12 protein-coding genes are annotated in these 13,097 nt (G+C 54.0%); 8 read left to right on the top strand and 4 right to left on the bottom strand.

What is annotated here, in order from left to right; translation table 11 throughout:
• The first annotated feature begins 85 nt into the window (after positions 1-85).
• Entirely contained in the window at positions 86-1,036 is a 951-nt protein-coding gene (gene corA / locus GFB57_RS04065; protein ID WP_003017920.1) for a magnesium/cobalt transporter CorA, read from the top strand.
• A gap of 73 nt (positions 1,037-1,109) precedes the next feature.
• Here corA and rarD read toward each other — a convergent pair whose 3' ends face one another.
• Positions 1,110-2,003, bottom strand: coding sequence for an EamA family transporter RarD (gene rarD, locus GFB57_RS04060; RefSeq protein ID WP_003017918.1), 894 nt, complete (start codon positions 2,001-2,003; stop codon positions 1,110-1,112).
• A 51-nt stretch (positions 2,004-2,054) separates the two neighbouring features.
• Positions 2,055-2,522, bottom strand: coding sequence for an acyl-CoA thioesterase YigI (gene yigI, locus GFB57_RS04055; protein ID WP_003017917.1), 468 nt, complete (start codon positions 2,520-2,522; stop codon positions 2,055-2,057).
• A 165-nt stretch (positions 2,523-2,687) separates the two neighbouring features.
• On the opposite strand from yigI, the gene pldA reads away from it, so the two are divergent.
• The 3 genes from pldA (at position 2,688) to rhtC (ending at position 6,159) form a co-directional block, all read left to right on the top strand.
• Positions 2,688-3,557, top strand: a complete 870-nt coding sequence (gene pldA, locus GFB57_RS04050) for a phospholipase A (protein ID WP_003017916.1) — start codon at positions 2,688-2,690, stop codon at positions 3,555-3,557.
• An 88-nt stretch (positions 3,558-3,645) separates the two neighbouring features.
• Complete coding sequence (gene recQ, locus GFB57_RS04045) at positions 3,646-5,475, top strand: ATP-dependent DNA helicase RecQ (RefSeq protein WP_003017915.1); 1,830 nt, start codon at positions 3,646-3,648, stop codon at positions 5,473-5,475.
• Between the two features lie 63 nt (positions 5,476-5,538).
• Positions 5,539-6,159 carry a threonine export protein RhtC gene (rhtC, locus tag GFB57_RS04040; protein WP_003017914.1) on the top strand — a complete coding sequence of 207 codons (621 nt, stop codon included), beginning with the start codon at positions 5,539-5,541 and terminating at the stop codon, positions 6,157-6,159.
• Positions 6,160-6,207: 48 nt separating this feature from the next.
• On the opposite strand, the gene rhtB is transcribed toward rhtC, so the two are convergent.
• Positions 6,208-6,828 (bottom strand): homoserine/homoserine lactone efflux protein, encoded by a 621-nt coding sequence (rhtB, locus tag GFB57_RS04035; protein WP_003017913.1) that lies wholly within the window; start codon positions 6,826-6,828, stop codon positions 6,208-6,210.
• A 110-nt stretch (positions 6,829-6,938) separates the two neighbouring features.
• Here rhtB and pldB point away from each other — a divergent pair, with 110 nt between their 5' ends.
• The 3 genes from pldB to GFB57_RS04020 all read left to right on the top strand — a co-directional run bounded on the left by pldB (position 6,939) and on the right by GFB57_RS04020 (position 9,746).
• Positions 6,939-7,955: a lysophospholipase L2 gene (pldB, locus tag GFB57_RS04030; protein ID WP_003017911.1), complete on the top strand. Its 1,017-nt coding sequence runs from the start codon at positions 6,939-6,941 to the stop codon at positions 7,953-7,955.
• 15 nt (positions 7,956-7,970) lie between these two features.
• Positions 7,971-8,771 (top strand): sugar/pyridoxal phosphate phosphatase YigL, encoded by an 801-nt coding sequence (gene yigL / locus GFB57_RS04025; protein WP_003017910.1) that lies wholly within the window; start codon positions 7,971-7,973, stop codon positions 8,769-8,771.
• A 75-nt stretch (positions 8,772-8,846) separates the two neighbouring features.
• Entirely contained in the window at positions 8,847-9,746 is a 900-nt protein-coding gene (locus tag GFB57_RS04020; RefSeq protein ID WP_003017909.1) for a carboxylate/amino acid/amine transporter, read from the top strand.
• Here GFB57_RS04020 and metR read toward each other — a convergent pair.
• Entirely contained in the window at positions 9,634-10,587 is a 954-nt protein-coding gene (gene metR / locus GFB57_RS04015; RefSeq protein ID WP_003017908.1) for an HTH-type transcriptional regulator MetR, read from the bottom strand. The genes GFB57_RS04020 and metR overlap by 113 nt on opposite strands.
• Positions 10,588-10,822: 235 nt before the next feature.
• Here metR and metE point away from each other — a divergent pair, with 235 nt between their 5' ends.
• Complete coding sequence (gene metE, locus GFB57_RS04010; protein ID WP_003017906.1) at positions 10,823-13,084, top strand: 5-methyltetrahydropteroyltriglutamate--homocysteine S-methyltransferase; 2,262 nt, start codon at positions 10,823-10,825, stop codon at positions 13,082-13,084.
• Positions 13,085-13,097 lie beyond the last annotated feature (13 nt).

Below are 13,097 nucleotides of genomic sequence, written 5' to 3'. Positions count from 1 at the left end.
CAGGCTGTTTAATGGTCTGAAACCCAATTTGTTTCTGTGTGCCCTCCGAACTGTCCGATAATTTTTTGCATTGGGAGTCCCGGTCATGCTGAGCGCATTTCAACTGGAAAACAATCGTTTAACTCGCCTTGAGGCAGACGAGATCGAGCACCTTGCCAGTTCGGTTTGGGTCGATTTAGTCGAGCCGGATGACGAAGAACGAAACCGTGTGCAAAAGGACTTGGGCCAGAATCTGGCTACGCGCCCTGAACTGGAAGACATCGAAGCATCCGCGCGTTTTTTTGAAGACGAAGACGGTCTGCACATTCACTCCTTCTTCTTTTATGAAGACGCCGACGATCACGCGGGTAACTCAACCGTCGCATTTACTATTCGCGAAGGCCGTCTGTTTACCCTGCGCGAGCGCGAATTGCCGGCCTTTCGCCTGTACCGCATGCGTGCGCGTAACCAGGCTATGGTGGATGGCAATGCCTACGAGCTGTTGCTCGACCTGTTCGAAACCAAAATTGAACAGCTGGCGGATGAGATCGAAAACATCTACAGCGACCTGGAAAAACTCAGCCGTGTGATCATGGAAGGGCGTCAGGGCGATGAATATGACGAAGCGCTGTCGACGCTGGCGGAACTGGAAGATATCGGCTGGAAGGTACGCTTGTGTCTGATGGATACCCAACGCGCACTGAACTTCCTGGTGCGTAAAGCGCGGTTGCCGGGCAGTCAGCTGGAGCAGGCGCGTGAGATCCTGCGCGATATCGAATCTCTGCTGCCGCACAATGAATCGCTGTTCCAGAAGGTTAACTTCCTGATGCAGGCGGCGATGGGTTTTATTAACATCGAGCAGAACCGCATCATCAAGATCTTCTCGGTGGTTTCTGTGGTGTTCCTGCCCCCGACGCTGGTGGCGTCCAGCTATGGGATGAACTTTGAGTTCATGCCGGAACTGCACTGGAGCTTTGGTTATCCTGGGGCGATTGTCTTTATGATGCTCGCCGGTCTGGCGCCGTATCTGTACTTTAAGCGCAAGAACTGGCTGTAATGGCGGTGACTTATCCGGCCTACGGTGATGTGCTTTTGTAGGCCGGATAAGCAAAGCGCCATCCGGCAATCCCCTAGCTCCGATGTACCCGTCGTTGCGTATAAATCGCATCCATTACGAAAATCGCCAGCGCGACCCAGATAAACGCGAAAGTAACCATCTTGTCCGCACCCGGTACTTCACCGTAGAACGTTATCGCCAGCAGGAACATCAGCGTAGGGCCAATGTACTGGAAAAAACCCAGCGTCGACAGACGCAGGCGGGTTGCCGCGCCGGTAAAGCACAGCAGCGGTATGGTGGTCACGACACCCGCAGCAATCAGCAGCAGATTAAGCGACATCGGGTTTTGCCCCATATGGCTGGTTGGGCTGTCCGCAATGCCAAACAGATAGATGGCTGCAACGGGTAAAAGCCACAGGGTTTCGATCAGCATGCCGGTTTGTGCTTCGACCGCAATCTTCTTGCGCACCAGGCCATAGAACGCAAAGCTGAACGCCAGTCCCAGCGCGATGATTGGCAGCGATCCGAAGGTCCACAGCTGTACCAGCACGCCGCAGGCGGCTAACAGTACCGCCAGCCACTGCATGCGACGAAATCGCTCACCGAGGAATAGCATTCCCAGTACAATATTCACCAGCGGGTTAATAAAATAGCCGAGGCTGGCTTCCAGCATATGGTGATTATTGACTGCCCAAATGAACAGCAGCCAGTTTCCGCCGATGAGCACGGCCGAGAGCGCCAGCAGGAAGATCTTCTTTGGCGTTTGGAGCAGCGTTTTGACACCCGACCATTGGCGGCTGATGCTCATCAGCACCACCATGAAGAAAAATGACCAGATGACGCGGTGCGTCAGGATCTCATCCGCCGGGACATAGTAAATCAGCTTGAAGTAGGCAGGTGCGATACCCCAAATAAAATAAGCAGCAAGAGCGAGTAACACGCCCTGCCGCGTTTGTTTAGCATCCATCGGGAAAACTCATTGCAGAAATGTAACAGCAGTTTACCTTTTTTTGGCTGCTTACCCCACCATATAAGTGGCGGTTGCGCTGGCAATATAAAGCTGTTCTTCGTTATGCAGTTCCACGCGTGCCACGGCGACTTTATTACCCGCCCGCAGCAGGCTGCTGGTGGCGGTAAAGCGATTCCCTCTCCCTGGACGCAGGTAATCAACGCGCAAATCGATGGTTCCCATGCGTGACATCCGCTGACGCAGTTCGTCCTCACTGATCGTCTCATGGCGGGTTAGCGTACTGCCAACGCACACCAGTCCGGCGGCGACGTCCAGCGCCGAGGCGATCACGCCGCCATGCAAAATGCTTTGCGCCCAGTTGCCGACCATCATCGGTTGGTTATTAAAGGCTAATTGAGCGAATTCTTTCTCATAGCGTTCAAGCTCCAGTCCCAGTGCCCGGTTAAACGGCATATGATAGACGAACATTTCACCCACTAACTTCAGCGCTTCCTCAGCAGTAAGTACGGCAGACATATGATCCCTACATCCTAATGGTTAATGAAATGTTGATATTATGCTTATTGTTTGTTGTTTTCTACTTTAGGACGGGATAACTAACGAGGAACTCGCTAAGTATGTAGAATACTTGCCAGATAATTATACAATTCATCAATATTTTGGTTCAGGAGAACAGTACCGATGCGGGCGATTCTGGGATGGTTACTACCAGCAGTCATGCTGCCGTTGACCGCGTATGCGCAGGAAGCGACAGTGAAAGAGATTCATGATGCACCGGCGGTTCGTGGCAGTATTATCGCCAACATGCTGCAGGAACATGACAACCCTTTCACGCTTTATCCTTATGACACTAACTATCTTATCTACACTAATACCAGCGACATGAACAAAGAGGCGATCAGCAGCTATAGCTGGTCCGAAAATGCGCGCAAAGATGAGGTTAAGTTTCAGCTAAGCCTGGCGTTTCCGCTCTGGCGCGGGATATTAGGCCCAAATTCGGTACTCGGCGGCTCCTATACCCAGAAATCCTGGTGGCAGCTTTCTAACAGTGAAGAGTCTTCACCGTTTCGCGAAACCAACTACGAACCGCAATTGTTCCTCGGTTTCGCCACCGACTACCGCTTTGCCGGTTGGACGCTTCGTGATGTCGAAATGGGTTATAACCATGACTCCAACGGTCGCTCCGATCCCACTTCACGTAGCTGGAACCGTCTTTATACTCGTCTGATGGCTGAAAACGGTAACTGGCTGGTGGAAGTTAAGCCGTGGTACGTCATTGGCAGCACTGATGATAACCCGGATATCACAAAATATATGGGCTACTATCAGCTCAAACTGGGTTATCACCTCGGTGACGCCGTCTTAAGTGCGAAAGGTCAGTACAACTGGAATACCGGTTACGGCGGCGCTGAGTTGGGTGTCAGTTACCCCATTACGAAGCATGTACGTCTTTACACCCAGGTTTACAGCGGTTACGGCGAATCGCTGATTGACTATAACTTCAATCAGACCCGTGTTGGTGTGGGCGTGATGCTCAACGATATCTTCTGATAAGTATTGAGAGTATTTTAATCATTGCAGTTTCTCTCTCAGGCGCTGAAAATAGCGCCTGTTTTTATTTCAGGCTAATGGGGTTAATGTGGCGCAGGCGGAAGTGTTGAATCTGGAAATGGGCGCTAAACAGGTTTTGCAAGAAACCTTTGGCTACCAACAGTTTCGCCCTGGTCAGGAAGAAATCATTGATACCGTGCTCTCTGGTCGCGACTGCCTGGTCGTTATGCCGACCGGCGGCGGTAAATCCCTGTGCTATCAAATTCCCGCATTATTGCTAAACGGACTCACCGTTGTTGTTTCTCCGCTGATTTCCTTGATGAAGGATCAGGTCGATCAACTGCTGGCCAACGGCGTGGCGGCGGCGTGCCTTAACTCTACTCAAAGTCGTGAGCAGCAGCTTGAGGTGATGGCAGGCTGTCGTACAGGACAGATTCGCTTACTGTACATTGCGCCCGAACGCCTGATGCTGGATAACTTCCTTGAGCATCTGGCGCACTGGAATCCGGTGCTGCTGGCGGTTGATGAAGCGCACTGTATTTCGCAGTGGGGGCATGATTTCCGCCCCGAATACGCGGCGCTGGGACAGTTGCGCCAACGTTTCCCAACCCTGCCGTTTGTGGCGCTGACCGCGACCGCGGATGAGACAACCCGGCTGGACATTGTGCGTCTGCTGGGACTCAACGACCCGTTAATTCAGATCAGCAGCTTTGACCGCCCGAACATTCGCTACATGTTGATGGAGAAGTTTAAGCCGCTCGATCAACTGATGCGCTACGTGCAAGAGCAGCGCGGTAAGTCTGGCATTATCTACTGTAATAGTCGCGCTAAAGTCGAGGACACCGCCGCGCGTCTGCAAAGCCGTGGCATCAGCGCCGGGGCTTATCATGCCGGGCTAGAAAATGCCGTACGCGCCGAGGTGCAGGAGAAATTCCAGCGCGACGATCTGCAAATCGTGGTGGCGACCGTGGCGTTCGGTATGGGGATCAACAAACCTAACGTACGCTTCGTGGTGCATTTCGACATTCCGCGCAATATCGAATCCTATTACCAGGAAACCGGCCGCGCCGGGCGTGATGGCCTACCGGCGGAAGCGATGCTGTTTTACGATCCGGCTGATATGGCATGGCTACGCCGTTGCCTCGAAGAGAAACCCGCCGGACAGTTGCTGGATATCGAACGGCATAAGCTCAATGCGATGGGGGCATTTGCCGAGGCGCAAACCTGTCGTCGCCTGGTGCTACTGAATTATTTTGGCGAAGGGCGTCAGGAGCCGTGTGGTAACTGCGATATCTGTCTTGACCCGCCAAAACAGTACGACGGACTCATGGATGCGCGTAAAGCGCTGTCGACGATTTACCGTGTTAACCAACGCTTCGGCATGGGGTACGTCGTGGAAGTGCTGCGCGGAGCGAATAACCAGCGTATTCGCGAACTGGCCCATGACAAACTGCCGGTCTATGGCATTGGTCGCGAGCAAAGCCACGAACACTGGGTGAGCGTTATTCGCCAGCTTATTCACCTGGGCCTGGTGACGCAGAATATTGCTCATCACTCCGCGTTACAGTTAACCGAAGCCGCGCGTCCGGTGCTACGCGGTGACGTTCCACTACAGCTTGCCGTGCCGCGTATTGTGGCGCTGAAACCGCGCGCGATGCAGAAATCCTTCGGCGGCAACTATGACCGCAAACTGTTCGCCAAATTGCGTAAGCTGCGTAAAGCCATTGCCGATGAAGAGAACATCCCGCCGTACGTGGTGTTCAACGACGCCACGCTGATTGAAATGGCGGAGCAGATGCCAGTTTCACCGAGTGAAATGCTAAGCGTTAACGGTGTGGGGATGCGTAAACTTGAGCGTTTCGGTAAAGAGTTTATGGCGCTTATTCGCGCACACGTTGATGGTGACGACGAAGAGTAGTCAGCCGGGCAAAAAAGTGCCAGGATGGTGACTCACTGAACTATTCCCCCGCGAGTCATTTTTATGTTAACGCTATTTTTCACCGTTGCGTTGGTGCACATCGTTGCGCTGATGAGTCCCGGTCCCGATTTCTTTTTTGTTTCTCAAACTGCGGTTAGCCGTTCGCGCAAAGAAGCGATGATGGGCGTGCTGGGTATTACCTGTGGCGTCATGGTCTGGGCTGGCGTGGCGCTTCTCGGCCTGCATCTGATTATCGAAAAAATGGCCTGGCTGCATACCATTATTATGGTAGGTGGGGGGCTGTATCTGTGCTGGATGGGTTATCAGATGCTGCGCGGCGCATTTAAAGAACAGGATGTTGCAGCTCCCACTCCGCAGGTGGAGCTGGCGCAGAGCGGACGCAGCTTCTTGAAAGGTCTGCTGACCAATCTGGCGAACCCTAAAGCCATTATCTATTTTGGCTCCGTCTTCTCATTGTTCGTTGGCGATAACGTGGGAACGGGCGCGCGTTGGGGGATTTTTGCTCTGATTATCGTGGAAACGCTGGCGTGGTTTACCGTGGTCGCCAGCCTGTTTGCGCTACCGAAGATGCGTCGTGGCTATCAGCGTCTGGCGAAGTGGATTGATGGTTTTGCTGGCGCGCTGTTCGCGGGTTTCGGCATCCATCTGATTATTTCGCGCTAAGTGATTGGCCCACTCGGTATTGGGTGGGCCCAGTATTTTTATCTGCTTTTAAGCATGCCTTGCCGATGCCAGCAGGGCGCCTATCAGCATAAACAGCGAGCCGAACACTTTGTTCAGCGCCTTCATTTGCTTTGGCCCTTTAATCCAGCCAGCAATGCGCGTGGCCAGCGTTGCGTAACCGATCATCACAATGATATCGACCACGATGGTCGTAACGCCAAGCACCACGTACTGCATCAGTTGCGGTTCCTGCGGCAGGATAAACTGCGGGAACAGGGCGGCAAGAAAAACAATGCTCTTGGGGTTGGTCAGATTCACAAAGACCGCGCGTTTGAACAGGCGGCTGCGTGATTGTGTATTCGCTATGGTGTTCAGATCGATAGCGCCCGCAGCCCGCCATTGTTGAATACCCAGCCAAATCAGATAGGCCGCTCCCGCCCACTTCAGCACCTCAAACGCGATCACCGAACGTGAAAATAGCGTTCCTAGCCCCACGCCTACCAAAACGATATGAATGCCCAGCCCTGTCTGTAAACCTGCAATCGACGCGCTGGCACCGCGATAACCATGGCTGATGGCAGTGGTCATAGTGTTGATTGCGCCAGAGCCTGGAGACAAGCTCAAAATAATAGAGGTCAGCAGGTAGGCGAACCACCATTCAAAGGTCATGAGAAACTCCCGGATTGTCTATTTTTATGCCACAATACGCTACTGTCGTTAGGTTGTATCAGCGACGGCGAAAAAAACGATTTTACTTGGTCAGCGAGGCTGGATACCCGATGTTTCAGCAGCAAAAGGACTGGGAAACAAGAGAAAACGCGTTTGCTGCTTTTTCCATGGGGCCACTGACAGATTTCTGGCGTCAGCGGGAAGAAGCGGAATTTACGGGTGTGGATGATATCCCCGTACATTTTGTGCGTTTTCATGCAGAAAAAAACGATCGCGTCATCGTCGTCTGTCCTGGACGCATTGAAAGCTATGTGAAATACGCTGAACTGGCGTATGACCTGTTTCATTCTGGTTTTGACGTGCTCATTATCGATCACCGTGGTCAGGGGCGTTCCGGGCGAATGCTTTCGGATCCACATCGCGGTCATGTCGATAACTTTAATGACTATGTCGACGATCTAACCGCCTTCTGGCAGCAGGAGGTGCTACCCGGCCCGTGGAGAAAACGCTATATCCTGGCGCATTCAATGGGCGGGGCGATTGCCACATTATTCCTGCAGCGCCACCCGAATCAGTGTGATGCCATCGCGCTTTGTGCACCGATGTTTGGTATTGTGATGCGCTTTCCCGACTGGATGGTGCGCCACATTCTGGACTGGGCTGAAGGGCATCCGCGGATCCGCGAAGGCTATGCGATGGGAACTGGGCGCTGGCGGGCGCTGCCGTTCGGTATGAATGCGTTAACCCATAGTCGACAGCGCTATCGGCGCAATCTACGCTTCTATGCTGATGAGCCGCGGTTGCGCGTTGGCGGTCCCACCTATCACTGGGTACGCGAAGGGATTCTGGCTGGTGAACAGGTTTTGGCTGGCGCTGGGGATGATGCGACGCCGACGCTGCTGATTCAGGCTGAAGAAGAACGTGTAGTGGATAACCGCATGCACGATCGTTTTTGTGAACTCCGCGCCGCAGCGGGCCATCCTGTAGAAGGAGGTCAGCCGCTTGTCATAAAAGGCGCGTACCATGAGATCCTTTTTGAAAAGGACGCCATGCGCTCAGTCGCGCTTAACGCTATTGTCGAATTTTTCGACAAGCATAACTCATCCAGCGGAACCCGCTTTGCCTAGAGGTTGAATTTTCTTATGTATCAGGTTGTTGCGTCTGATTTAGACGGTACGCTGCTTTCCCCCGACCATACTCTGTCCCCTTATGCCAAAGAGACGCTGAAGTTATTGACCGCTCGCGGCGTTAACTTCGTGTTTGCGACTGGCCGTCATCATGTTGATGTGGGGCAAATTCGCGATAACCTCGGCATTAAAACCTACATGATCACGTCCAACGGCGCGCGGGTGCATGATTCTGACGGGAATCTGGTTTTTTCCCATAACCTGGATCGCGACATTGCCAGCGACCTGTTTGGCGTAGTGAATGCAAACCCGGACATCGTGACCAACGTTTATCGCGATGATGAATGGTTTATGAATCGCCATCGTCCGGACGAAATGCGATTCTTCAAAGAAGCAGTGTTTAATTATTCCCTGTTTGAACCTGCATTACTGGAGCCTGAAGGCGTCAGCAAAGTGTTCTTCACCACCGACTCTCACGAAAGACTGCTACCGCTGGAGCAGGCGATTAACGCCCGCTGGGGCGATCGCGTCAACGTCAGCTTCTCTACGCTTACCTGTCTGGAAGTCATGGCGGGCGGCGTGTCGAAAGGTCATGCGCTGGAAGCGGTAGCGAAAGCGATGGGCTACAGCCTGAAAGACTGCATCGCTTTTGGCGACGGGATGAACGATGCGGAAATGCTCTCCATGGCGGGCAAAGGCTGCATCATGGGCAATGCCCACCAGCGCCTGAAGGATCTGCATCCGGAGCTGGAAGTCATCGGACTCAACGCCGACGATGCCGTGCCGCACTACCTGCGCGATCTCTTTTTAAAGTGATTGTTCTTTAGTTGACCAGTTGTCAACTAAACTCTCCGCTACAATGGATGTTCCCTGTTCTAAGAGACATCCATTGTGGCGCTACTCATCATTACCACTATTTTGTGGGCATTTTCCTTCAGCCTGTTTGGCGAGTACCTTGCCGGTCATGTCGATAGCTATTTTGCGGTGCTGGTGCGCGTTGGACTCGCGGCGCTGGTGTTCCTGCCGTTTTTACGAACCCGTGGGCACAGCGTAAAAACGATCGCGCTGTATATGCTGGTGGGGGCCATGCAGCTTGGCATTATGTATATGCTGAGTTTTCACGCCTACCTGTATCTGACGGTTTCAGAGCTGTTGCTTTTCACCGTGCTGACGCCGCTCTACATCACGCTGATTTATGACCTGATGAGCGGACGTCGTCTGCGCTGGAGTTATGCCTTTAGTGCGTTACTGGCGGTGATTGGCGCGGGGATAATTCGTTACGATCAGGTGACCAGCCACTTCTGGACCGGTCTGCTGCTGGTACAGTTGTCCAATATCAGCTTTGCTATTGGTATGGTGGGCTATAAACGTCTGATGGAAACGCGGCCAATGCCGCAGCACAACGCCTTTGCCTGGTTTTACATGGGGGCCTTTATGGTGGCGGTAGTGGCCTGGTTCATGCTGGGCAATGCGCAGAAAATGCCTGCAACCACGCTACAGTGGGGAATTCTGGTCTTTCTTGGCGTGGCAGCGTCCGGCATTGGTTACTTTATGTGGAACTACGGCGCGACCCAGGTGGATGCGGGCACGCTGGGCATCATGAACAATATGCATGTCCCGGCCGGGCTGTTGGTTAACCTGGCTATCTGGCATCAACAACCTCACTGGCCAAGCTTCATCATTGGTGCGGCTGTGATAGTGGCTTCACTGTGGGTACATCGAAAGTGGGTCGTTCCGCACTCCGCACAAACGGCAGATGATCGCAGGCGTGATTCCGCGCTGAGCGAATAAACGCTTCTGTGACCGGCTGTCGCTGCTCGCCATCACGCACGGCGGCGTACAGTCGGCTCCACAACCCATCACCCAGGGTTTTAGTCACTACTAAACCCTGGCGTTCAAAACTCTCCACCACCCAGTGCGGTAACGCCGCGATACCCATTCTGGCTGCAACCATCTGAATCAGCAGCAGGGTGTTATCCACGCTCTTCAGCGACGGACTAACACCTGCAGGCTGCAGGAAATGCCGCCATACATCCAGTCGACTCCGTTGCACTGGGTAAATGAGCAGCGTCTCGCTGGCCAAATCTTCCGGCGTGATTTGTGTTTTGCTGGCCAACGGATGGTCCGGCGCCAGTACCAGGCGGACTTCAAAATCAAACATCGGTGAGTAGTGCAATCCGCTGCGCGGCAGGATGTCGGAGGTTAATACCAGATCCAGCTCATCCTGCTGTAGCGCTGGTTGCGGATCGAACGTCACGCCGGATTTAAAGTCCATCTCCACCTGTGGCCAGTTGGCACGAAAATTCTCCAGCGCGGGCGTCAGCCATTGAATACAACTGTGGCATTCAATTGCGATTCGCAGCCGGGTTTGCTGCGGTTCGTTGCAAGCCTGCAGCGCGCGACCAATTTGCGGCAACACCTGATTGGCTAACTGCAGCAGGATTTCTCCCTGCGGCGTAAAGCGCAGAGGCTGGCTTTTACGGATAAAAAGTCGAAAGCCAAGGCGCTGCTCCAGATCGCTGAACTGGTGAGAAAGAGCGGATTGGGTCTGATGCAACGTCGCCGCGGCGGCTGCCAGCGAACCACTATTCCGCAACGCCTGGAGCGTTTTCAGGTGTTTAATCTCGATCATGAAAGTCCTTCACTTCGGCATGAACAAATTGCGCTTGAGGAATATACAGTAACTGCCAAATATAGATGTGTAAACATCTGGACGGCTAAAATCCTTCGTCTTTTAAATTTATGGTGCGTTGGCTTCGTTTCCCCACCCCAGTCACTTACTTCAGTAAGCTCCTGGGGATGAGTAAACTTGCCGCCTTCCCTAAATTCAAAATCCATAGGATTTACATATAATTAGAGGAAGAAAAATGACAATATTGAATCACACCCTCGGTTTCCCTCGCGTTGGCCTGCGTCGCGAGTTGAAGAAAGCGCAAGAAAGTTACTGGGCGGGAAATTCTTCCCGTGAAGATTTGCTGACCGTTGGCCGCGAGCTGCGTGCCCGCCACTGGGATCAGCAGAAGCAGGCGGGTGTTGACCTGCTGCCGGTAGGTGATTTTGCCTGGTACGATCACGTGCTGACCACCAGCCTGCTGCTCGGCAACGTTCCGGCTCGTCATCAGAATAAAGACGGCTCGGTGGATATCGATACCTTATTCCGCATTGGCCGTGGCCGCGCACCGACCGGTGAGCCAGCGGCGGCGGCAGAAATGACCAAATGGTTTAACACCAACTATCACTACATGGTACCGGAGTTCACCAAAGGCCAGCAGTTCAAACTGACCTGGACGCAACTGCTGGATGAAGTAGACGAAGCGCTGGCGCTCGGGCACAAGGTGAAACCTGTGCTGCTGGGGCCGGTAACTTACCTGTGGCTGGGGAAAGTGAAGGGCGAACAGTTTGACCGCCTGAGTCTGTTGAACGACATTCTGCCGGTTTACCAGCAGGTGCTGTCTGAGCTGGCAAAACGGGGTATTGAATGGGTGCAAATCGATGAACCTGCACTGGTACTGGAGCTGCCGCAAGCGTGGCTGGATGCCTTTAAACCGGCTTATGATGCCCTGCAGGGCCAGGTGAAGCTGCTACTGACCACCTACTTCGAAGGCGTAACGCCAAACCTGGATACCATTACCGCGCTGCCGGTGCAGGGACTGCACGTTGACTTCGTGCACGGTAAAGATGATGTCGCCGAGCTGCACAAACGTCTGCCTGCCGACTGGCTGCTGTCAGCGGGCCTAGTGAACGGACGCAACGTCTGGCGCGCCGATCTCAGCGAAAAATACGCGCAAATTAAAGATATCGTCGGGAAACGTGACCTGTGGGTGGCTTCTTCCTGCTCCCTGCTGCACAGCCCCATCGATCTCAGCGTGGAAACCCGCCTTGATGCAGAGGTGAAGAGCTGGTTTGCCTTCGCCCTGCAAAAATGCGGCGAGCTGGCGCTGCTGCGTGATGCGTTGAACAGCGGTGATACGGCGGCAATTGTCGAATGGAGCGCACCGATTCAGGCTCGTCGTCACTCTACTCGTGTCCACAACGCCGCAGTGGAAAAACGTCTGGCGGCAATCACCGCCCAGGACAGCCAGCGCGCCAACGCTTACCCGGTTCGCGCCGAGGCTCAACGTGCCCGCTTTAATCTGCCGGCATGGCCGACCACGACTATCGGCTCATTCCCGCAAACCACCGAAATTCGCGGTCTGCGTCTGGACTTCAAAAAGGGCAACCTGGATGCCGGTAACTACCGCACCGGTATTGCGGAACATATCAAACAGGCGATCGCCGAACAGGAGCGTCTGGGGCTCGACGTGCTGGTACACGGTGAAGCCGAGCGTAACGACATGGTGGAATACTTTGGTGAGCATCTGGACGGGTTCGTCTTTACCCAGAACGGTTGGGTGCAGAGCTATGGCTCCCGTTGCGTGAAGCCACCGGTAGTCATTGGCGACGTCAGCCGCCCGGAAGCGATCACCGTGGAGTGGGCGAAGTATGCCCAGTCGCTGACCGACAAACCGGTAAAAGGTATGCTGACCGGTCCGGTGACCATTCTTTGCTGGTCATTCCCGCGTGAAGACGTGACGCGTGAAACCATCGCGAAGCAGATTGCGCTGGCGTTGCGTGATGAAGTGGCGGATCTGGAAGCGGCGGGGATCGGCATCATCCAGATTGATGAGCCGGCACTGCGTGAAGGTTTACCGCTGCGTCGCAGCGACTGGGCGGCGTATCTGGAATGGGGCGTGGAGGCTTTCCGCATTAACGCGGCAGTGGCGAAGGATGAAACCCAGATCCACACCCACATGTGTTACTGCGAGTTCAACGACATCATGGACTCCATTGCGGCGCTGGACGCGGACGTGATCACTATTGAGACTTCACGTTCTGATATGGAGCTGCTGGAGTCGTTCGAAGAGTTCGACTATCCGAACGAAATCGGGCCGGGCGTCTACGACATTCACTCGCCGAACGTCCCGAGCGTGGAGTGGATTGAAGCTTTGCTGAAGAAAGCCGAGCAGCGTATTCCGGCAGAGCGTCTGTGGGTGAACCCGGACTGCGGTCTGAAAACGCGCGGTTGGCCGGAAACCCGCGCCGCGCTGGCAAACATGGTTAAAGCGGCGCAGAATCTGCGTCAGGCTTAAAAACAAAACGGAG

This window comes from Citrobacter sp. S39, assembly GCF_009495675.1.
Lineage (GTDB): Bacteria > Pseudomonadota > Gammaproteobacteria > Enterobacterales > Enterobacteriaceae > Citrobacter > Citrobacter freundii.
Note: the sequence above shows the minus strand (reverse complement) of the source record. Positions and strands in the feature narration are given on the sequence as shown.